The sequence below is a fragment of the Planococcus alkaliphilus genome, from assembly GCF_057031095.1.
This window is the reverse complement of the sequence record NZ_CM168060.1, coordinates 3,565,676-3,585,757: the sequence shown is the minus strand read 5'-3', so window position 1 is coordinate 3,585,757 and position 20,082 is coordinate 3,565,676. Positions and strand designations below refer to the sequence as shown.

General features: G+C 40.3%; 22 protein-coding genes and 1 other annotated feature. Of the genes, 14 read left to right on the top strand and 8 right to left on the bottom strand.

Annotated elements, in window-relative coordinates:
• Nucleotides 1-2 precede the first annotated feature (2 nt).
• Complete coding sequence (locus tag AC2EXB_RS18720; protein ID WP_052649651.1) at nucleotides 3-794, bottom strand: ABC transporter ATP-binding protein; 792 nt, start codon at nucleotides 792-794, stop codon at nucleotides 3-5.
• 133 nt (nucleotides 795-927) lie between these two features.
• Between AC2EXB_RS18720 and AC2EXB_RS18715 the strand changes: the two genes are divergently transcribed.
• Nucleotides 928-1,977, top strand: coding sequence for an NAD(P)/FAD-dependent oxidoreductase (locus AC2EXB_RS18715; protein ID WP_483602789.1), 1,050 nt, complete (start codon nucleotides 928-930; stop codon nucleotides 1,975-1,977).
• Between the two features lie 40 nt (nucleotides 1,978-2,017).
• Here the strand turns inward: AC2EXB_RS18715 and AC2EXB_RS18710 are convergent, their stop codons facing one another.
• From AC2EXB_RS18710 to AC2EXB_RS18700, 3 genes are all read right to left on the bottom strand, one after another.
• Nucleotides 2,018-3,217 (bottom strand): MFS transporter, encoded by a 1,200-nt coding sequence (locus tag AC2EXB_RS18710; protein WP_483602788.1) that lies wholly within the window; start codon nucleotides 3,215-3,217, stop codon nucleotides 2,018-2,020.
• The gene (locus AC2EXB_RS18705) at nucleotides 3,214-3,657 is read right to left on the bottom strand and encodes a MarR family winged helix-turn-helix transcriptional regulator (protein ID WP_483602787.1); all 444 of its coding nucleotides are present in this window, start codon (nucleotides 3,655-3,657) and stop codon (nucleotides 3,214-3,216) included. Before AC2EXB_RS18705 ends, AC2EXB_RS18710 begins: the two co-directional genes overlap by 4 nt.
• A gap of 140 nt (nucleotides 3,658-3,797) precedes the next feature.
• On the bottom strand, nucleotides 3,798-4,136 hold the full coding sequence (locus AC2EXB_RS18700; RefSeq protein WP_235197658.1) for a heme oxygenase: 339 nt from the start codon (nucleotides 4,134-4,136) through the stop codon (nucleotides 3,798-3,800).
• 157 nt (nucleotides 4,137-4,293) lie between these two features.
• Here AC2EXB_RS18700 and AC2EXB_RS18695 point away from each other — a divergent pair, with 157 nt between their 5' ends.
• The 3 genes from AC2EXB_RS18695 to AC2EXB_RS18685 all read left to right on the top strand — a co-directional run bounded on the left by AC2EXB_RS18695 (nucleotide 4,294) and on the right by AC2EXB_RS18685 (nucleotide 6,609).
• Nucleotides 4,294-5,106 (top strand): PP2C family serine/threonine-protein phosphatase, encoded by an 813-nt coding sequence (locus AC2EXB_RS18695; RefSeq protein WP_483602785.1) that lies wholly within the window; start codon nucleotides 4,294-4,296, stop codon nucleotides 5,104-5,106.
• 11 nt (nucleotides 5,107-5,117) lie between these two features.
• Nucleotides 5,118-5,675, top strand: coding sequence for a GNAT family N-acetyltransferase (locus AC2EXB_RS18690; protein ID WP_483602783.1), 558 nt, complete (start codon nucleotides 5,118-5,120; stop codon nucleotides 5,673-5,675).
• A gap of 76 nt (nucleotides 5,676-5,751) precedes the next feature.
• A complete protein-coding gene (locus AC2EXB_RS18685; protein ID WP_483602781.1) occupies nucleotides 5,752-6,609 on the top strand; it encodes a GyrI-like domain-containing protein in 858 nt (285 codons plus the stop codon).
• Nucleotides 6,610-6,656: 47 nt separating this feature from the next.
• On the opposite strand, the gene AC2EXB_RS18680 is transcribed toward AC2EXB_RS18685, so the two are convergent.
• Entirely contained in the window at nucleotides 6,657-7,136 is a 480-nt protein-coding gene (locus AC2EXB_RS18680; protein WP_483602779.1) for an RDD family protein, read from the bottom strand.
• Nucleotides 7,137-7,253: 117 nt separating this feature from the next.
• Nucleotides 7,254-7,509, top strand: a binding site (T-box leader).
• Nucleotides 7,510-7,570: 61 nt separating this feature from the next.
• On the opposite strand from AC2EXB_RS18680, the gene AC2EXB_RS18675 reads away from it, so the two are divergent.
• The 3 genes from AC2EXB_RS18675 (at nucleotide 7,571) to AC2EXB_RS18665 (ending at nucleotide 10,564) form a co-directional block, all read left to right on the top strand.
• The gene (locus AC2EXB_RS18675; RefSeq protein WP_483602777.1) at nucleotides 7,571-8,809 is read left to right on the top strand and encodes an MFS transporter; all 1,239 of its coding nucleotides are present in this window, start codon (nucleotides 7,571-7,573) and stop codon (nucleotides 8,807-8,809) included.
• A gap of 449 nt (nucleotides 8,810-9,258) precedes the next feature.
• Nucleotides 9,259-9,789 carry a sigma-70 family RNA polymerase sigma factor gene (locus AC2EXB_RS18670; protein WP_483602775.1) on the top strand — a complete coding sequence of 177 codons (531 nt, stop codon included), beginning with the start codon at nucleotides 9,259-9,261 and terminating at the stop codon, nucleotides 9,787-9,789.
• Nucleotides 9,773-10,564 carry a hypothetical protein gene (locus AC2EXB_RS18665; RefSeq protein WP_483602774.1) on the top strand — a complete coding sequence of 264 codons (792 nt, stop codon included), beginning with the start codon at nucleotides 9,773-9,775 and terminating at the stop codon, nucleotides 10,562-10,564. The genes AC2EXB_RS18670 and AC2EXB_RS18665 overlap by 17 nt, the downstream gene beginning before the upstream one ends.
• Before the next feature lie 266 nt (nucleotides 10,565-10,830).
• Here AC2EXB_RS18665 and AC2EXB_RS18660 read toward each other — a convergent pair whose 3' ends face one another.
• Entirely contained in the window at nucleotides 10,831-11,280 is a 450-nt protein-coding gene (locus tag AC2EXB_RS18660) for a selenium binding protein (RefSeq protein WP_483602772.1), read from the bottom strand.
• Between the two features lie 327 nt (nucleotides 11,281-11,607).
• Between AC2EXB_RS18660 and AC2EXB_RS18655 the strand changes: the two genes are divergently transcribed.
• The 7 genes from AC2EXB_RS18655 (at nucleotide 11,608) to AC2EXB_RS18625 (ending at nucleotide 18,438) form a co-directional block, all read left to right on the top strand.
• Entirely contained in the window at nucleotides 11,608-12,381 is a 774-nt protein-coding gene (locus AC2EXB_RS18655; RefSeq protein ID WP_483602771.1) for a hypothetical protein, read from the top strand.
• 427 nt (nucleotides 12,382-12,808) lie between these two features.
• Nucleotides 12,809-12,967 (top strand): hypothetical protein, encoded by a 159-nt coding sequence (locus AC2EXB_RS18650; RefSeq protein ID WP_483602769.1) that lies wholly within the window; start codon nucleotides 12,809-12,811, stop codon nucleotides 12,965-12,967.
• Nucleotides 12,968-13,173: 206 nt separating this feature from the next.
• A complete protein-coding gene (locus AC2EXB_RS18645) occupies nucleotides 13,174-15,912 on the top strand; it encodes an ATP-dependent Clp protease ATP-binding subunit (protein ID WP_483602767.1) in 2,739 nt (912 codons plus the stop codon).
• 294 nt (nucleotides 15,913-16,206) lie between these two features.
• Nucleotides 16,207-16,731 carry an MFS transporter gene (locus tag AC2EXB_RS18640; protein WP_483604789.1) on the top strand — a complete coding sequence of 175 codons (525 nt, stop codon included), beginning with the start codon at nucleotides 16,207-16,209 and terminating at the stop codon, nucleotides 16,729-16,731.
• A 359-nt stretch (nucleotides 16,732-17,090) separates the two neighbouring features.
• Entirely contained in the window at nucleotides 17,091-17,372 is a 282-nt protein-coding gene (locus AC2EXB_RS18635; RefSeq protein ID WP_483602765.1) for an AbrB/MazE/SpoVT family DNA-binding domain-containing protein, read from the top strand.
• 83 nt (nucleotides 17,373-17,455) lie between these two features.
• Nucleotides 17,456-17,824: a type II toxin-antitoxin system PemK/MazF family toxin gene (locus tag AC2EXB_RS18630; protein ID WP_483602763.1), complete on the top strand. Its 369-nt coding sequence runs from the start codon at nucleotides 17,456-17,458 to the stop codon at nucleotides 17,822-17,824.
• A gap of 170 nt (nucleotides 17,825-17,994) precedes the next feature.
• Nucleotides 17,995-18,438: a hypothetical protein gene (locus AC2EXB_RS18625; protein ID WP_483602761.1), complete on the top strand. Its 444-nt coding sequence runs from the start codon at nucleotides 17,995-17,997 to the stop codon at nucleotides 18,436-18,438.
• Between the two features lie 122 nt (nucleotides 18,439-18,560).
• On the opposite strand, the gene AC2EXB_RS18620 is transcribed toward AC2EXB_RS18625, so the two are convergent.
• Complete coding sequence (locus tag AC2EXB_RS18620) at nucleotides 18,561-19,013, bottom strand: DUF305 domain-containing protein (RefSeq protein WP_483602759.1); 453 nt, start codon at nucleotides 19,011-19,013, stop codon at nucleotides 18,561-18,563.
• A 297-nt stretch (nucleotides 19,014-19,310) separates the two neighbouring features.
• Nucleotides 19,311-19,898 carry a YdhK family protein gene (locus tag AC2EXB_RS18615; RefSeq protein WP_483602757.1) on the bottom strand — a complete coding sequence of 196 codons (588 nt, stop codon included), beginning with the start codon at nucleotides 19,896-19,898 and terminating at the stop codon, nucleotides 19,311-19,313.
• Nucleotides 19,899-20,082 lie beyond the last annotated feature (184 nt).

Genomic DNA, 20,082 nt, shown 5'->3' with positions numbered 1-20,082 from the left:
ATTCAGGCCCCTTTTATTAAGTTATAAGTAATGCACATCGGTTTTTGCGTTCTCGGATCCAGGCCGATTTCTGCGTCGATTCGGAACACTTCTTTTAACACGGGTTGTGTGATGATTTCGTGGCAATTTCCTGCTTTCACCACTTGGCCGTCTTTCATCGCAATGATATGGTCGGCGAAGCGGGCAGCCTGGTTTAAATCATGGAGCACCATAACGATAGTGCGGTGCTGTTCGCGGTTCAACTTTTCCAGAAGTTCAAGGATTTCCAGCTGATGGGCCATATCCAGATAAGTGGTCGGTTCATCGAGGAAAATCATTTCCGTTTCTTGAGCGAGTGCCATCGCAATCCAAACGCGCTGGCGCTGTCCGCCCGATAAAGCATCTACCGGGTGGTATTTAAAGAATTGTGTGCCTGTGACATCCAATGCCCAATTGATGATTTCATAGTCTTTTTTCGAAAGGCGGCCGAATCCTTTTTGGTAAGGGAAGCGTCCGTAGGAGACCAGCTCTCCAACGGTCAATCCATTGGCGCTTTCCGGCGTCTGGGGAAGAATCGCCATCTTTTTCGCCAATGCTTTGGTGCCTTCCTTGGCAATATTGCCGCCATCCAGTACAACAGAACCTGATTGATGGGAAATAATGCGCGTAATCGTTTTCAGAAGCGTCGATTTGCCGCAGCCATTCGAGCCGATAATTGTTGTGATTTTTTTATCCGGAATTTCAATGCTTAAGTCTTTTACGATTAATCGCTCACCATAACTTACATTCAAATCCTCTGTAAAGAGACGAACCATAATGAAGGCCCTCCATTTCTCAAAAATTTATTAACAAATCAATTGATAATGATTATCATTTTCGGTACAATACATACTATAAGATGAAATTTTTTCAATGTCAATTGAAAATATGTGGAACGGGAGTGATCACGTGAGGGAACAAGAGGTTTTCGACGTAACGATTATTGGTGGGGGTCCGGCTGGATTGTATTCAGCTTTCTATAGCGGGTTGAGAGAGATGAAAGCGAAACTGATTGAATATCAACCGCAATTAGGCGGAAAGATTCATGTCTATCCTGAAAAAATGATTTGGGATGTTGGCGGCCAAATGCCGATTCAAGGAGCGAGGCTCATTGACCAGCTGGTTGCCCAAGGACTGACTTTCAATCCCGAAGTCGTGCTGAATGAGAAAGTTGAAATGATCTCACGCAATGAAAAAGGGCTGTTCGAATTGACAGGCTCTTCAGGTGAAATCCATCTCTCAAAAACCGTAATCGTTGCAGTCGGCGGCGGAATCTTGAACCCTCAGAAACTCGAGATCAAAGGTGCAGAACGTTTCGAGGTATCAAACTTGAATTATACAGTAAAATCCCTTGAACGGTTTAAAGATAAGGTTGTCTTAATTTCCGGCGGCGGCAATTCCGCTGTGGATTGGGCAAACGAATTGGAGCCGATTGCTGAAAAAGTTTTCGTCACATACCGAAAAGGTGAGTTGGCTGGCCACGAAGCGCAAGTTAAACAATTGATGAACAGCTCAGCCCATTGCCTCCTGAATACGACCATCACAAAACTGATCGCATCGGACGGACGGGATGCGATTGAGTTAGTGGAACTGACGAACCAGGAAAATGGTGAGGTTTCCTTATTGCCGATTGACGAAGTAATCATCAACCATGGCTATGAACGGGATGCCACCTTATTGGAAGAAAGTGATCTGGATATTGAAATTGCTGACGGCTATTACATCTCAGGCAACGCCAACAGCGAATCATCGGTTCCAGGGCTTTACGCAGCAGGCGATATTCTGCAGCATCCAGGGAAACTGAATCTCATTGCCGGCACTTTCCAAGATGCAGCGAATGCGGTCAACAAAGCGAAGAAATACATCGAACCGGATGCAAACGGCATCGCGATGGTTTCCTCGCATAACGACGTCTTCAAGAAACGCAATAGAGAACTTGTCAAACAAATGATGTCTTAATATAAAAGAGGCTCCTCGAAATGAGGAACCTCTTTTTCCTTTATTCAAAAATGGTGGTGCGGTTGGCTCTATGTTCTTTTATGCCGTGCAGGAAGTAATACAGAACGGCAACACCGAGTGCTGCGAAAGCTAGAATGACATACATGGAACTATAGCCGATCAACGGAATGATGAAGCCTAAAACATAAGGCCCAAAACCGAGGCCGGCATCCATGAAGATGAAGAAAGTCGAAGTTGCCAGCCCCATCCGATGCGGCGGCGTCAATTTAACGGCCACGGCTTGAGTCGTAGACTGCATGTTACCGAAGCCAAGACCGATTAACGCACCCGCCAACAATAACGTAACGCTATTGCCCGCGGTGCTGAGCAATAGCAAGCCGGCGGCGAAAAGGATAAAGGCCGGATACATGACATAATTAGCTCCTTTGATATCCATCAAACGCCCAGTAAAGGGACGGGAAACCAACACCGCTAATGCATAAACCACAAAGAAAAAGCTGGCGGCGTCGACCAGGTCAATTTCAATGGCATAGAAATTGATGAACGATAGAACGCTTGAATAGCAAAGGCCGACCGCTAACGTAATGACGGCAATTGGAACCGCTTTTGGTTCCAGGAAGTTCGAAAGCTTAAAGCCTTTAGAGTCGTCTCCTTTTGGCGCTTCTTCCAAAGGCGGAACTTGCACTAATAAGGAAATCAGGAAACTGATGACGCCTAAAGCAAGGCAAAGCGCAAAGATGGTTTCAAAGCTGGTGCGCTGGCTCATGAACAGCCCGATAAATGGTCCGATGGCCGTTGCCATGGTGGCGCTCATACTGAAATAACCGATCCCTTCCCCTTTGCGCGACATCGGAATGATTTGCGCGACAATTGTTCCGGCAGCTGTGCTCGCTAAACCGAGTGTCATGCCGTGCAGCAACCGGGTGACGATGAGGAACGCAGTACCGAGATACACGAAGTACAAGAGGCTGGTGGCTGTAAATAGGATGAGCCCGATGATCAAGGTCCGTTTGCGCCCGATCTTATCGATATAGCGTCCGATAGCAAGACGCCCGATTAATGTCCCGATGATGAAGATACCGGTTACGAGGCCGGCTTCACTTGTAGTGGCACCGTATTCTTTAACTGCAAAAGTGGCAATGGTGACCATCAATAGGTAGAAGATAAGAATGAGGAAGAAATTGATTCCGGAAGCGGCGATAAAGTTTTTTGTCCATAATTTAGGTTTGTTTTCGTTCATTTCGCTGACTCCTTATTGATTAAATTCATACGGATCGCTTTCATCGATTCGATGATTAGCTGTTGAGTGTCTTCAGGAATTCCTTCAAGAATTTCCTGTTCGAACTTATCGATGGTAACCCGTACTTTCTTGTAGACTTTGGTGCCTTCAGCTGTCAGCTGCATGCGTTTTTCCCTGCGGTCTTTGCCGGGGATGTGATCGACATAGCCCAATTCTTCCAAACGGCTGACTGTGCGCGTCATGGTCGGTTTCTCGACGCGTTGGTAATGCGCAAGTTCAACAAGGGTGGATGGGCCTTCATTGACCAAGTAATAAAGAATGGTCCACTGGGCTCTATGCAAGCCATGTTTGCCAAGCTCCTGGTTCAGCTGGCTTTCGAATGGGCGGTACATTAACATGTATTGCTGAAAAAATTCCTGAAACGTTTTGATCGGACTCACTCCTTTAGTTAGTTCGGCTAATGGTTAGCTTAGGTAACTAAATAACAATAACAAATTAAAATAAAGTTGTCCAATAGACAAGACCAATAAAAAAACGATCCGCCTCTTACAAAAGCAAGAGGCGGATCGTTTTTTTCGTCTTATTCAGCTGGTGCTGCTTCAATTGATGAAGCCACTTTTGTGATGACCAATTCGCTGCCAAGCATTGGAGATTCTTTTGGAGCTTCGCTGGAATCGGCTTCTGGGCGTTTATGGGATTCTTTGAAAGCGTCGCTGTTTTTCCAAGCGTCAAAGCTTTCAAGGTCTTCCCAATACATGTTCACATTCAGCTCATCGTATTCAGTCAAGTTTTGTGTAATCGTCACTTCGACTTTTACAAAACCTTTCATTTGCTGCAAAGCTCCTGGGCGAGTGAAGTTCGGCGCCATTCTTTCGGCAAAGCCGGGTTTCATTTTAATGCGGTTCGTTACGATATACATGAGGCAGATCTCCTTTAATATGATTTGTTTTCGTTTTTCTATTCGTTTCTATTATAACGAAGCGATAAATAGGAATCTATTATTTGCATGAGGCCATATACCAATAACCGGTACGTGCCTTATAATTGTAAGAATATTGTCACGGGGAGCTGCAGATATGAGAAAAGTTGAAGAACGTATCAAGTGGACAGGCAATGAATATTCTTTCGTTGATGAGCCTGATGTAACGGAGTTTAACGATCTGGTTCTTGGGCGTTTTGGCGGCAACTCGTCGGCAGGGCAGTATAAGAACGAAGACGGCTGCCTAATATGGGCAGATGGCGACAAGCAATGGGAATTCGTTCTGCTTCTGGATGCCCATAAAACAGCGGAGAGTGCAGAACTTGTTGCAAATTGGGTCCAGCAGGGCGAAACAGATTTGCATAAACTATTGAATCAAAAAATTCATACCGCCTATTTTAAGGAGTTGGAAAACTATTTCGTCTCCCTTTTTGAAGAAGCGCGATTTTTAGATGCTTGCAGGAGCGTTCAAGGAGAGACAGCATGTTTGATTGCGGTTCGAAAAGAAAAATACCTCTGGTGGTTTTCGGTCGGTGATTGCCTGCTGTATTTATTCCACCCTGAATTGATGAAGCTTGGCCAATATGCGGTAAATCAACGCCAGTTTTTTGAGTGGATCGGAGAAGCCAATACTTTCGGAAAGGCCGTTCCTTGCTACTCCAGCGGCACGCGTGAATTGCGGCAAGGGGAAAATCATGTATTCCTTACCACAGACGGTTTGGTTGAATGTCCTGGTCTTCCTTTTGCTGACCCAAAAGCGATTGCCAAAAGCTTTGAAGGGGCAACAAACGAGCAAGGTGTTGAAAAATTATTGAAAACGATACAGGAGCATGGCGTCAGAGACAGCACAACGATTGTATCCTGGAACATTCATAGAGAAGAAACAGCTGCGATGCCGAGTGATCAATAGGAGGAGAGCGAATGGACGCTGAAAAGTTTTATGGAGAAATGCCAATTATTGAAACGGAAAGACTGATATTGAGGAGTTTAAGAGAAGAGGATGCAGAGGATTTGTTTGATTATGCTTCAGAAGCAAAAGTTTCACGTTTTATGCCTTGGGAAACCCATAGAACCATTGAAGATTCCAAAGAATTCATCGCCTTTGTGTTAAATGCGTACAAGCAAAAAAATAAATTGACATGGGCAATCGAATTGAAAACGGATGAGAAAATGATTGGCACCATCGATTTTGTAAAATGGCTGCCGAAACATTCACGGGGGGAAATCGCCTATACGTTATCGCACTGGTATTGGGGAAAAGGCTTTACAGCAGAAGCTGTAAAAGCACTGCTTGAATTCGGTTTTACAGAAATGCAGCTGAATAAAATTGAAGCACCGATTGTACCGGATAATTTCCAATCGCAGCGTGTCCTTGAAAAAGCGGGAATGAAATTTGAAGGCGTAGCGAGGCAGCATTTTCGGATAAAAGGGCAACTTGTCGACTTAGCGCAGTATTCGATTTTAAAAGAGGAATTTTGAAATGGTCTGAAGAAAGCACAAACGGACAGGAAAAACGCAAAAGATGCCGATAAGATGGAAGCAAGGGGTGAACAATATGGGGTGGGTAGAATCTTTGCAGCAGGCAATCGATTACATGGAAGCGAATATAACGGAATCGATCAGCATGGAAGATATTGCACGCGAAGCGAATAGTTCGGTGTTCCACTTTCAACGGACATTCTCGATTTTGACCGATATGTCAGTAGGCGAGTATTTGCGGGGCAGGCGCTTGACTTTAGCTGCACATGAATTGGCGAGTACAGACCATAAAATCATCGATATCGCCTCTAAATATGGCTATGACACCCCCGAGGCTTTCACGAAAGCTTTTCGGCGACAGCACGGCGTCACGCCGAGCGATGCGCGAAAGCATGTAGGAAAGCTGAAATCCTATAATCGCCTGGGAATCCAGGTGAATCTGAAAGGGGCAAGTCCGATGAAGTACCGTATTGTTGAAAGGGAAAGTTTTCAGGCAGTGGGCATCAAGGAAGAGTTTTCACTGGTAGACGGAGAAAATATGCAAGGCATCCCGAAAATGTGGGAAAGAGCCAATGCCGACGGGACAAGTGATTTGTTAGCCGGCTTGAACAATGGAGAAATCAAAGGGCTGCTCGGGGTTTGCGATGGCAATGCGGATGGCCAAAAAATGGACTATTGGATTGGTGCAGAGTCGACTGAAAAAGCACCGGCTAATCTAACGGCCATTAAAATACCCGCTGCAAAATGGGCGGTATTCGAAGTGCACGGTGCCATGCCGGAAGCCATGCCTATTGTATGGAAGCAAATTTTCTCGGAATGGTTTCCGTCAAACCAGTATGAACATGCACCGTCTCCTGAGTTGGAAGTTTATCCGGCTGGCGATGCTTATCGAGATGCCTATTACTCCGAAATTTGGATTCCATTGAAAAAATAAGAAAAGAAAAGCGGCTGGAGCTTCTCCAAGCCGCTTTTGCCATTCAATTATTTATAGACCACATATGAATTTGCAATGTAATCGTGAAGTCCGCGCTTTTTTTCATTGAAAGCGACCATAATGTAGCCGAAAAATAACAGAAAGCCGGAAGGGATATAGCCTAAATAACGGACTGCTGAACGGAGAAAGCTCATGCGCTGTCCATTAGCATCTACAACTTTAATGCCCATCGCCATTTTGCCGAACGTCGCTTGTTTTTTAGACGAGGTCAGAATTCCGTAGTATAGGATACCGGCTATAGTAGTGAAAAGGAAACTGTACCATAAATAAGACGATGGAGCGGCAGCAGTATAGAGTTCATTAAACGCATTTTGCTGTGCTTGTATGGCATAGTATTTCTCTTCAGTCATGCCGGTTACTTGCTTGAAAATAAGTTTATCTGCAATGAAAATTGGAATGCCAAGAATAATTCCGTCAATTAGATTCGCAAAAAAGCGGATCCAAAATCCAGCGTAGTTTTTATTCATAAAAATACCTCATTTCGATAGGTGTCTATTAACTTTAACATAATCTCCCATTACTGATAGGACGATTTTCATTTTTTTGTTTACTTTCCATTCTGTCAAATGCTATTATTAGCAAAATCAAATGCAATGAAGAGAAGAGTAAGTGAGGAATTTCTTCAAAGAGAGCCTTGTATGCTGAAAATGGGCAAGAACCATTCACTGAACCAAAACTCTGAGCAGCGCATCGGAACTGTTTTTCGGGGATGATGCGACAGGAGCTCCTGTTATCGGGCAAGAGTATAAGCAGTGAGAACTGCCGTACTTAATGAGCTTAATATGGCGACATATTAAAGGAACTGGAGTGGCACCGCGATTTTCGAATCCCGCCTCCAAGACAAACAGGTCTTGGAGGTGGGATTTTTTGCGTTTCATGAAAATCGAAAGGGTGGGTGCACATGGCTGAAACACGATGGAGAAATCCAGTAATTTTATTGGTGAGCATTGGGATTGCGAATATCGGTGCCTGGATCTATTTAATCGCTTTAAATCTAACGGTGCTAGAAATGGCAGAGGGCTCTGCTTTCGCCGTTGTGGCATTATATGCCATTGCCCCTGCTGCGATGTTAGTGACGAACGGCTGGAGCGGCAGCGTAGTGGATCGAATAAATAAGAAGCGGCTGATGATCGGCTTGGATATTTCCCGGGCAATACTGATCGGGCTGCTGCCGTTCATTCATTCACTTGAGATGATTTATTTATTCGTATTTTTATTGGGGATATTAAACGCCATTTTCGTACCTGCATCCATGGTGTATGTCAGCATGCTGCTGGCGCCGGAACAGCGCAAACGCTTCAATTCCTTTCGGAGTCTGGTGGATTCAGGAGCCTTTTTACTAGGTCCGGCAATTGCGGGAGTATTATTCGTCATAAGCACACCGGAAATAGCGATAGAGATAAATGCGGCCGCTTTGTTGGCATCCGGTCTGCTCGTATTGGCTTTACCGAATTTGGAAGGAAAGAAAGCAAGGGGAGAAAATGCCGAATCGATCTCTTGGACTCTATTAAGGAAAGATCTTGCGATGGTCTTTGCTTTCAGCAAGTCTAACCCTAACGTTGCGAGAGTGTATTTGATCTTTAGCGGAATGATTGTAGCTGCCACTGCTTTAGATTCAATGGAAGCGGCTTTTTCCACTGAAGTCCTGCAGTTGGAAGAGGATGAATACGGATTTTTAGTCAGCATCGCGGGAGCGGGAATCATCGCCGGCTCCATTACGACAGCGATTTTTATAAAGAAGCTCGCAGTATCATTTCTTATGCAAATCGGTGCAGCGGGTACGGCTGGCGGATATTTGATTTATGCATTTTCATCGTCTTTCTGCGGTGCTGCAGCCGGTTTCTTTGTGTCGGCATTTGCCCTCGCATTTGCCAACACGGGCTTTCAGACTTTTTATCAAGAGCAGATTCCTGTAGAAGTATTGGGGAGAGTATCCAGCATCTATGGTCTTGTAGAAGCGATGGGCATTATCGTCCTGACAATGGGATTCGGTTCGGTGTCTTATTTCTTTTCCATCCGGTTGGCTGTCATTATCGGTTGTTTTGGGATAGCAGCTATTGCACTGGTTCTTTGGCGGTTGGACTTTCCAAACAGTAGGGTGCAACAGTTGAATGCAGGAACTTCTTTGAAGGAATCATAGAAGTGGAAGGGCTTGTTATTTCAAAAATCGGCCTATAAACCGTTCGTAAACATGTGTCCGAATCGGCGGACGTTCGTAAAGTATTTTGACACGTTTACGAACGCTCTTTTCGGTCATTTTCGGCCCTTTTTAAAGCGTTCGTAAAAGTGTACTTTTACGAACGGTTTATTTGTAATAAATTATAAAAAATCTTTCATATATAACTAATAGTAAAAATGGAAATGTATAGTTGAATGAATACAATAAAATTTTATGACAAGAGAATGCCTCACCAAAAAAATAGAACGAAGTAAAACTTGGAGTTAAATTCTAATCTACTAAGGTTTTAAAAAAGTTAAGAATTATTAATAAGGTAAATTCCTAGAATCTAACCTCTTTGAAAAATTATTTTCTAAAATGAATCTAATAAGCTTTGTGTTTTGTCTAATAATATAGGGGGAGGCTAATATGTGGATCATTTTAAGAAAGAAGAACTTTTAAATGAATCAATGGCACAACATGGTGATTACATTAAACGATTGATTTTTTCCTATATAAAAGATAGCCCAAAAGCAGAAGATATTGTCCAAGACGTATTCATTAAGTTTTACAAAAACTTAGATCGTTTCGAAGGGCGTTCTTCCATTAAAACTTTTCTGTACAGAATTGCGGTAAATGAATGCCAAAACTATTTAAGGAGTTGGCACTACAGAAAACTAAAGATAACAGAGAAGATAAAAAATCTGGAATATAAAAGTTCGGTTGAAGATGACTACATACAAAAAGAACAGAATGTGAGCCTTAGCGATTTAATTGGCAAAATGCAGGTTAAGTACCGGGAGGTTATTTGGCTTCATTATTATGTGGAATTGACGGTTCCTGAAATTGCTGATGTGTTAGATTGCTCTGTAAATACAGTGAAAACGCGGTTATTAAGAGGAAGAAAGGTACTGAAATTAGCGATAGAAGAGAGTGGAGGCGCGTATGGATATCAAAAATGAGTTAGAAAAGGCTAATCGAGATATTAGATTATCGGAAAAAGAAAAGAGTTCGATTCGTTCACGTGCTTTTAGGGCCAAGAAAACCAACTTCCATTTGAAACCTGCTTTTATAACAGTTTTATTTCTGTTAACGCTGATCGTACTATCGCTACCCTATCTACCTTCAGTAAATATAGGGGAGAGTGCTGCAAGTCCAGTAAGTGTATATCCAGAAAAACCAATAAGTAAGGAACAGAAAGAATCATATTATGAAGAGTATACAAAAATTGTGGAACAAGCCATGGATTTAAAGTCTGGCATCGGAATTAGCGTGCCGCCTATGCAAGAATTTAAGGAGAGTGATTGGGTTGATCCGATGGAGTATAAGGGAAATGTTGATGAAATGGTGGAAAGCCATTTAGCAACAGAAGCCAAGCTAATAGCTAAGAGAGAATCAGAAATTTACTCAGCTAAAACCGATCGTTATGGCAAAACAACTAAAAATGCTTTTATCTATGTCCCAGATGTTTTAAAAGAGTTGGAAATAACAGCTCATTTTGATACACAATATAGTTCCAGCGAGAAGCGTCAGTTATTTGAAGGAATGACTAGTATTTCATCTGATATAAAAAGTTCAACTGGCGAATGGAATCAGACTTCTTATGAAGCGAAGATAGTCGATGGGGGACAGAGATATGTCATTGAGATTGAAGGAACTTTTACATTGAATGGTTTGTCGTTCGAGAAAGCATTTGCCATTGAATTTACGTGTGATGAATTTGGGCAAATCTCCTAATTTAAAATCGATCTCTTGCGAATTTCTTTAGTAGGAGGGGATTATTCATTAATTGATTAACACCTTTTTATTCATGCTAAAATGCATAAATTAGTTGAAGCCAGAAAATTATTTGAGTTTACATATCATGGGGTTATAGGAAGTATTACAAATTAACGTTAGTAAAGGGAATATAATATTAAAAAGGCCGCTAATTAGTAAAATAATTAGCGGCCTTTATTTTGCAGGGAAAATTACCGCAATAAGACAATAAATACTCATTGCCTTTAGTATCCTCTGAAATTGTGAAGTTCTAAGCTAAGATCTTCATTGTCTTTAATAAATTTATATAAAAATTGTTCTGTTATATATTCTTGTCTTCCATCCTTGTATTTAGTAGCTAATATTTGATTATCCTGATCATCAGAGATTCCACTGTCTACTGGAGCAGTAACTTGGAAACTATGCATAATCCTATTTCTCACATTAATGATATCGCTAAATTTAGTCATTATAACTGCATTTGAATTTTTGGTTATAGTTCTTTTAACTGGTTCTAATAAGCGCCCCGATGTAAGGTCAATTAATTGGTGCCAGTTATATTGACCAGGCATATCATTAGCCAATATATTTTCGATGATAAATGCATTGTTAGCGTTAAAAACACAAACCGCAGCCCCTAGTAACTCCCTGTATTTTTTAGAAGGTAGAGGTTGTCTACTATATTCTTCGTACATGACGTATCACACTCCTTTTTGATTCGATATATTAGTTTTTATGCATTTATAAACGAATCCAATTTTAGTATAACATTGCTATATTTTGTTCGCATTACAGCTGCTATAGAGCAGCTGTAATAGAAGATAACCCTTAAACTCAAGCATACTAAGACTATTATTGAGCATCAGCTAGTTGAAGGTTGAAGAGGGTAGGGAGCCAACTATGTATACTTATTAGCTATCTATCTTCACTTTAATTGTTCGCAAAATATTAATTTAACGAATAAAAAATGCGGTAGAATAAGTAAGAGAAGAATTCATAATAAACAAAGGTTGGTGATTTAAATGTCATGGTTTTTTGAAATTACAACTCCTGGACCAGCTTCGTTTTATGCTACTTCATCTTTTTCGGAACATCTTTACGTTTATGAAGAAGAAACTCCTTCAGGTCACTCATATTTCTATCTCGGTTCACCGCATTTTAATATGATAACTGACCCCACTAGAGCAATCTATAGAGGAAGAAGTCTAATTGCCGTATTCAACTCGGTTCAAAGATTATCGTATAGCATAATCTGGCGTTACGATGAAAGTTCTGTATTTAAAGGTAATCACCGTTATGACTTATCATTAAGAAATGAAAATATTGCTTTAGAAGAACTTACTAATCCTTTTCAAGGACAAGAATTGCAAGAGAGAGCATATAATCATCAATATCATAATTACCTAAATCTAGCAGCAACAAATGATTTGATTCATAATGTACTTCTACTATTGGATGATGCTTATAAATATGCTCAATTTTTCTATATTAATCTTTACAAGATTGTTGAAACTATCAAAAACGATTGGTCTCTGGAAACAATGACCCAATACTCATTTACTACCAAAACTGCCTATGATTTTCTAAACAGTAGTAATGTAAGAGGCTATATGAATCAATACATTGCTTCGGGATTATTTTCTCGACATGGATTTACAGGTACTAGAACTGTGGCACCTAATGTATTAAATCCTCCACCGATCAGTACTGTTAAAGAAAATTTACTTTGCCTTATTAATGGATGGATTAACTATAAAATTAATTCAAATCAAATAACGTATCAATTAAAACCATAATTATTCACTTAAATTACATTTTGCGAACAATAAAAATTCTATGTAAAAAGCCGGCTCTGATGTCTAACTTTTTTGGAGGAAGAAATAAAAAAAATTGGGTTTACATATGATCGCTTATCAGAAGTTATTGGAATACAAATGGAGAAAGGGGGCCGTTTAGAGCGCCCTTTTTCTTCGTGTTGGTTTTTATAAGTGCACTTTTACGAACAGTACAAACATTAAGTGCTTTAAACTTTGTGAAGTGGTTTCGACAGGGAACTTCACAGAAGTGGAAATCAACATTAAGCAAAACCTAGCGTAGCCATCAATCAAAGCTATTTTTTAAAAAATAAACACAGCAAAATATTTTGTGAATTCCAAAATTTATGTTATCCATTATTCTGAAATTAGAACAATTTAAAAGCAAATATTGACTTTGGGGCAAGAAATGAAAAATTTACTTTTAGCTATTTCAGAGGTAATTGTGGTATGGGTAGCACTTGGCCTCTTCACAAATAAATGGGATGGAAACAGGCGTATCGCGATGGTTTTAGGAATTATATTAGGATTTAATATTTGCAAACCGACTAAAGATGAAGCCAGTTAAATGCCTTTTAACAATAGTCAACACTACATTCTATTCCTTACATCTAAAAGGCAAGTGTATCTTATATACAGGTAAATTACAGTCAGCCTTTCTTTTAATAATTGTAGAAAACCAATATATTATTATAAATATTATGTTTTTATTAACTGAATTTTGGGTAAACTATATATACTTTAACAATTCGATTGATGGAGGAGGAAGAAAATATGGCGACGGGTAGATGTGATATTTGTGGAAAACCAGCATCAGCAAGAGTCCAAGCAAACTTGAATGGGCAGTTACGAACTATGCAGTTATGTGAAGGTCATTATCAAGAAGTTTTACAACGCAATGGATTAAATATTTCTCCTATTGAATCGTTATTTGGATTACGTGGCACTATGCTCGATAACTTTTTTTCGAGCAAACTGCCATTTTTTAATGTAGATGAAGAAGTTAGTGATGAAAGTTTTTATGATGAAACCGCGAGTGAAGTGGCAAAACGTAAACGAGGTAATGCTTTAACTAGCCGTTTGAGTGAGAATGCGGAAGAAATGCTTCAAAAAGCGGGGCAATATGCATCTGAATATAACAGACCCGAAATAGATACAGAGCACTTGTTGTTGGCGTTGACAGATAGTGAGGTTGTTCAAAGTGTATTTAAGCAATTTAAAATTAAAGTGGATGATTTGAAGAGACAAATTGAAGCTGAAGCTAAACGTGGAGAGAGGTTGAATGAAGGTGATATTGGCGTGTCACCGCGAGTAAAAGACGCTTTAAGTCGTGCTTTTGCTGCTTCAAATGATTTAGGACACGCTTATGTAGGGCCTGAACACTTTTTGATAGGTTTATCTGAAGAGGGAGAGGGGCTGGCTGCAAACCTCCTTCGCAAATATGGTTTGACGCCTCAGTCTATAAGACAGCAAGTGAGTAGGGTTGTCGGGAACGGTGAAAACGAAGGGAGTCTATCCAATGTGAGTAACACCCCTGAACTGGAAAAGTTTTCGCGAGATCTTACTAAGATGGCTAAAGAAGGGAAGTTAGATCCGGTCATCGGTCGTGCTGAAGAAGTGGAAACCACAATAGAGATATTAGCTAGACGTAGAAAAAATAACCCAGTACTGATTGGTGATCCAGGGGTTGGTAAAACTGCTATTGTAGAAGGGTTAGCACAACGAATTGTTGATGGTGAAGTACCTGAAGGTTTAAAAGATAAGCGATTAGTGGAGTTAGATATTAACGCTATGGTTGCTGGATCAAAATACAGAGGAGAGTTTGAAGAACGTACTCAAAAAGTGTTGAAGGAAATTTCTGAAAATAAAGATGATTTAATTATGTTCATTGATGAAGTCCATACGATTGTAGGAGCTGGACAAGGTGGGGGGGAAGGCGGTCTAGACATAGCTAACGTTTTCAAACCAATGCTTGCTAGAGGAGAGTTGAATCTCATTGGCGCGACTACTCTGAACGAATATCAAAAGCACATTGAAACAGATGCAGCTTTAGAAAGAAGATTTCAACCGGTTATTATTCATGAGACGACTCCAGAGCAAACGATTATGATTTTAAGAGGTTTGCGCGATACTTTTGAAGCGTATCATAAGGTGACTATAACCGAAGAAGCTATTATTTCTGCAGTAGAGTTATCGGATCGATATATTCCTTCTCGTTTTTTACCTGATAAAGCCATAGACCTTCTTGATCAAGCGGCAGCTAGAGTTAAACTGATTGCCACTTCGCGACCTTCGGAAATTCAAGAAATCGAAGCTGAATTGCAGCAACTTCGAAGAGAACGAGATTACGTTGCAAATAGAAAGCAGTACGATAAAGCGGGCGAGCTTACAAAAGTGATTGAAGGAAAAGAAAGTGAGTTAAAGAAAATAACAGAAGAATGGGAAGCTGAAAGAGGCTCAGGGAGTACAGAGGTAAAACCTGAACATATTGCTCATGTGGTTTCACGTTTGACTGGCATTCCAGTGAACGAACTAACGACAGAAGAAAAAGACAAACTATTACGATTGGAAGAACAACTACATCAGCGCTTAGTAGGTCAAGAAGAGGCAGTAAGCGCTGTTTCAGATGCAGTTCGTTTGTCTCGTTCTGGATTACGTGAAGAAAATAAGCCTGTTGCTACTTTTCTTTTCTTAGGACCAACCGGGGTAGGTAAGACGGAGCTTGCAAAGGCTTTATCGGAAGTTATTTATGGAGATGAGAATGCATTATTGCGAATTGATATGTCAGAATACGGAGAACGGCATTCGGTGGCGCGTCTTGTAGGCGCTCCTCCTGGGTATGTGGGGTACGATGAAGGCGGTCAGCTCACTGAAAAAGTACGGCGTTCACCTTACAGTGTGATATTGTTAGACGAAATTGAAAAGGCTCATCCTGACGTGTACAATATCTTACTTCAAGTTTTCGATGATGGAAGACTTACTGATGGAAAAGGAAGAGTTGTTGATTTCACCAACACGATAATTATAGCTACCTCAAATTTAGGGTCAGATATTATTCGTACTCGATTAAACAGCGAAAGTACTTCTAAACAAGATTATGAAGACGTAAAAAAAGAGGTTATGACTGTATTGGGAAGTCATTTCCGTCCTGAGTTTTTAAACAGAATTGATGAAATTATTGTATTCAGTGCTTTAAGTAAGGATGAAATAAACGAGATTGTATCACTTCAACTACAACGTGTAGCGAAGAATGTGTCGAGACAAGGTATTACAATTTCTTTCGATCAAACTTTAGCTCTTCACTTTTCAGAAGAAGGATACAAACCTGAATTTGGTGCACGAGAACTCAAACGTGTAATCCGTAGTGAATTAGAAACGAAATTAGCTCGTGAAATTCTGGGGGGGTCTATTGAAAAAGGGGACAAAATCTTAGTTAAATGGGACGAACAATCCCAACAAATTGTTTTTGAACGAACAGAAACTAATGATGATAAACCAAGTTTGGAAGTATAACCTATATTTTCGAGAAGGTATAGGGAGCGCGAACGGGTTGGATTATGCGAAAATAAAAGCGCGATATTTTTTATGAATTATACCCTGTGTAATAGACATTGAAAAAAAGTCTATTGCACGGGGTTTTTGTGTACAAGGAACCGAACCATAAAGGATATTTCTCTCCATATGAAGGGAAATCAAATAGTCGAGAGTTTTGGAGTGATTTGACAGAAGGTTTTAAGCTGATAATGAAACAGAAAAACTTAGTTTTTTTATGTTTCATTGTCACTTCTTCCGGCCATCTTCGTGTATATGTATAATCTTTGCGTCACCGTCTTCGTAAAAAGCGAATTAGGCGAGGGGGCAGATGCTTTAGGAGTAATTGAAGGTGCGTATGCAACAGGCGCTTTGATGTTGGGGATAGTAATCTCTAGGTACAATAATTGGTTGAAAAATAGTTGGGCCATTCCTGTAGCGATCTTTATCATGGCAATTCCATTTATCTTGTTTAGTTTAAGCAATACCGTTCTGTTTGCAGCCATTAGTGTTTTCTTGTTAGGGGCAGCCTTTCAAATTGGTTTTACGATGTTTAATACGCTTCTACAAATTACACCACCAAAGTCTGTTGTAGGCAGGGTAACTGGATTCGCTAAAACTTTGCAAAGTCTCCTTACTTTTATATCGCTTATTTACTTCGGTAAATGGCTTGAGACACACTCGGTTCGAATACTATTCACTGGAATTTCTGTCATGTTAATAACGTTGGGATTGATGGTTTTAACAATGGTTTTTTTCTCTCAAAAACAATTGTTGAAAAACGAAAAGCATAGTACCTAGATAACTTGTTGAAAATCGCCATATGTATCCAGGTTATTATACTAATATTTAGACGAACAATGAATCTTGTCGCGTGCATAGGATAGGAGAGTGACTAAAACCCAAGAAAGATTCAATTACTTAACCTTTCAAAACGGTTCAAAAAGAAACTAGAGAGTTGATTTTTGATTAGTTTACATATGAGGGATTATCAGAAGTAAAATAAACAGCTAGATTTATGAAAAGAACCTATTACAAAGGGTGACTATTTTTTAATCGAGTTCCATTAGAGTAAGAATCTTAAAGGAGCTATTGCTTGCTGAATGTAGATACATTGTATATACTAAGTATATAAATAGTACTCTGAGGAGTTGATTCACATGCCGCAAATCAAGCAAAAAGTTAGTCACCGAGAGGCTAAACTTCAGAATTGGGGTAACAGTAAAGCAGTTCGGCTTACAAGAGATATCCTTGAGGAAGCCGGATTCAATGCAACTGATGATGCTGTATTTGATGTTGAGATTGAACCAAATCGAATTTCGTTAGTTCGAAAAAGCAAGTTAACTCCGTTTCAAAAGTTATTTGTTGGATACAATGGCGGAAAACCTGAACCTGAAGCACTTTGGGATGAAGTAGAACCAGTCGGAAAAGAAGAATGGTAAGCAGTTAATAGGCTCGAAAATCGTTTGCCTGTACTTAATCCTCAATGGAAAAGTACAGGCACTATTTAATTGGAGGAGTAGTGATGACAAGATTTTTTAAAGTTGGGGATATTATAAAGGTCGATATGTCTCCGGCAAAAGGGCATGAACAGCAAGGTTATCGTCCAGCCATCGTAGTTTCAGAAGAAAATGTACATAAAGAGACCGACTTAATTTGGGTCTTGCCAATCACAAATACGAATAAAGGATACCCCACTCATGTACCGGTAAATGGACGAACCAAGAATAACAAGAGCAGCGCAGCAAACAATCAGACAACTGGGTATGTATTGTGTGAAAAGATAAAGGCAATTGATCCATTGGCCAGAGCTGCAAGATTAACTGACGAGGCCGATCAAGAGTTGATTGAAGAATGCAAGGCTATTATCGATGCCATTACTTTTATAGGGTAAAGAAAGTAAGACCAATCGTAATGATTGGTCTTTTTGAGTACTGAAATTCATTCTTGTTCGTAAAAGTGTACTTTTGCGAACGGTTTAGTTGTCGTTTACATTTAAAAATAAAATAAGTATTGCTACTTTCTACAAATATAAACGTCTATTATGTAAAGGGGATGAAAGATATGAAAAAAAGATCGGTGTTTATAGTTATTGGAATTCTAATTATAGCTATAATTATATTTAAACCATTTCGTTTAGAACCGCCGACACCCAAAATTTCAGCAGCAGAGACGGAAATTCCTACAACACAAGGATCATATTGCTGGGATGGATTTTTATTTCCGCAGTGTGTAGACACCATTCATACTACTCCATTCGACATGACAGAATCACATACCCCAACTAGGGTATCAAAAAATGAGGAAATCGAAATTGAATTCCCTATCGGTTATCAACCCAAAACCTTGAGATTAGAACAGTGGCTTGATGAAAACAATTCAAAAGTTATTGAAATAAATAATGAAAAAATTAAAGCGCCTAATGAAAGTGGCAGTTATGTATATCATGTAATAGCTGACTGGAATCAGGGGGATGGAAATTATGCGTTCTTGATAGAGGTAGAATAAATTTAAGTTTACATATCATGAATTTATCGGAAGAAGATTGATGAGGTCAACATCTATCGCCAGAAAAAAAGGAAGCCCAAAAGCGAAATCTATCGCCGCTTGGCCTTCCTCTTTTGAGTCGGTTATTCCTCGTTCTCCAATTCTTCTATCAATCTTTTCATCTCGGCAATTTCTTCACGCTGCGTCTTGATGATCGCATCAGCCAGCTCTCTCGCTCGCGGATCTGAAATGTCTGCCCGTTCGCTGGTCAGGATGGCGATGGAATGGTGGGGAATCATCGCTTTCATCCATCCGGTGTCTTCTATTAATACCTGGCTGCGCACAAGCCATAGCGAAAGCGCGAATACCACAGCACTGCCGGCTAAAATAAAAGAATTTGCCTTTTTGTTTTTATACATCGGCCACATGAATAACATCATGACAATGGTCATCACAGAACCCATGATCAAAGCCATGTAGATTCTTGTTTCACTGAGTGTGATATGTTCGAATTGAAAAACATTTAAAAACATCAGCCAATACATCAGGAATGTAGAAGTTGCAATCATGACTCCGAATTTCACATAGTTGTTCACAAAATCCTCTCCTTCTATCATTTTAATTAACGATATCAACGATTTTTGTCTAGTTGGAATGAATGCCTTCCTTATCTGTATACCATTTGAGGTATTGAATAAACTCCATAGAAAATGCACAAAATACTATGGGAGAAAGGGTTCAAAAAACTCCCCCGCTGCTCTTTTAAGCCGGCTTATGCTCAAAGTACGAAAAAAACCGCTAATTTATAGGGGAATTAGCGGCCTTTCTTTGAACTGCCTATTCATCGATTTTATCAATACATGGAAGAACTATGGTACTGTCATTTCAAAAATTTACTCCGCTGATAATTCATCTTCAGTCACCCACTTATGATTGGTGACTTCCTCTCCTCCAGTAGTAGGGACGAAATCAACCATATAGACGGTCGTCTGTTCGGCAGAATCAATCGTAGCCGTTGCACCGTCCATTCCTTCCATATGGTCGGCGGAAATGGTCGCTTCATCGCCTGCTTCCAGTGGTTCATCTCCCGGGTTTTCCAGTTCTTCATGAATCACCCATTTGTGGTTTTCCACCGGTTCGCCGCCAGTCTCAGGCGTGTAGGTCAAGGCATAAGCGGTTGTATCGTAAGCTCCGACAATTGTTGCTTCAGCACCTTTCATGCCTTCCATGTGATCCGTTTCAATAATGGCCTGGCTTCCGACTTCAAATGTTGGATTTTGGGCTTCTTGCAAATCATCCGGCACTTCACCTGAACCGGAATGGTCCATGTTCATGTGTCCGGAATCCCCACTCATATTTTCTTCGGTTGCGTTGTCCATGTCCATCGGTTCTTCACTCGTCCTGCTATCTGTATTGCAGGCGCTTAATGTGATGGCTGCCACAAGCGACAGCATCCCCATCATCCATCTGTTTTTCGGCATTTCAATCTCCTTCTTTCTGCATTTGTCTGTAGTTACTTTACCCCTTAACTTTGCATATTGTGTGCAGGAATCATGACATTTAAATAGCCGCCCGATTGTGGCAAGTCCGTGAACCGCCGGATAAGTTCTCATTTATATAGAAGAAACTGCACAAAAAATCGAGATTTTTTCGCTAAACTGGAGG

Coding starts and splice junctions, on each gene's coding strand:
- AC2EXB_RS18720 (WP_052649651.1), bottom strand. CDS start 794: ATGGTTCGTCTCTTTACAGAGGATTTGAATGTAAGTTATGGTGAGCGA.
- AC2EXB_RS18710 (WP_483602788.1), bottom strand. CDS start 3,217: ATGAACGAAAACAAACCTAAATTATGGACAAAAAACTTTATCGCCGCT.
- AC2EXB_RS18700 (WP_235197658.1), bottom strand. CDS start 4,136: ATGTATATCGTAACGAACCGCATTAAAATGAAACCCGGCTTTGCCGAA.
- AC2EXB_RS18695 (WP_483602785.1), top strand. CDS start 4,294: ATGAGAAAAGTTGAAGAACGTATCAAGTGGACAGGCAATGAATATTCT.
- AC2EXB_RS18690 (WP_483602783.1), top strand. CDS start 5,118: ATGGACGCTGAAAAGTTTTATGGAGAAATGCCAATTATTGAAACGGAA.
- AC2EXB_RS18685 (WP_483602781.1), top strand. CDS start 5,752: ATGGGGTGGGTAGAATCTTTGCAGCAGGCAATCGATTACATGGAAGCG.
- AC2EXB_RS18680 (WP_483602779.1), bottom strand. CDS start 7,136: ATGAATAAAAACTACGCTGGATTTTGGATCCGCTTTTTTGCGAATCTA.
- AC2EXB_RS18675 (WP_483602777.1), top strand. CDS start 7,571: ATGGCTGAAACACGATGGAGAAATCCAGTAATTTTATTGGTGAGCATT.
- AC2EXB_RS18665 (WP_483602774.1), top strand. CDS start 9,773: ATGGATATCAAAAATGAGTTAGAAAAGGCTAATCGAGATATTAGATTA.
- AC2EXB_RS18660 (WP_483602772.1), bottom strand. CDS start 11,280: ATGTACGAAGAATATAGTAGACAACCTCTACCTTCTAAAAAATACAGG.
- AC2EXB_RS18655 (WP_483602771.1), top strand. CDS start 11,608: ATGTCATGGTTTTTTGAAATTACAACTCCTGGACCAGCTTCGTTTTAT.
- AC2EXB_RS18650 (WP_483602769.1), top strand. CDS start 12,809: ATGAAAAATTTACTTTTAGCTATTTCAGAGGTAATTGTGGTATGGGTA.
- AC2EXB_RS18645 (WP_483602767.1), top strand. CDS start 13,174: ATGGCGACGGGTAGATGTGATATTTGTGGAAAACCAGCATCAGCAAGA.
- AC2EXB_RS18640 (WP_483604789.1), top strand. CDS start 16,207: ATGTATAATCTTTGCGTCACCGTCTTCGTAAAAAGCGAATTAGGCGAG.
- AC2EXB_RS18635 (WP_483602765.1), top strand. CDS start 17,091: ATGCCGCAAATCAAGCAAAAAGTTAGTCACCGAGAGGCTAAACTTCAG.
- AC2EXB_RS18630 (WP_483602763.1), top strand. CDS start 17,456: ATGACAAGATTTTTTAAAGTTGGGGATATTATAAAGGTCGATATGTCT.
- AC2EXB_RS18625 (WP_483602761.1), top strand. CDS start 17,995: ATGAAAAAAAGATCGGTGTTTATAGTTATTGGAATTCTAATTATAGCT.
- AC2EXB_RS18615 (WP_483602757.1), bottom strand. CDS start 19,898: ATGCCGAAAAACAGATGGATGATGGGGATGCTGTCGCTTGTGGCAGCC.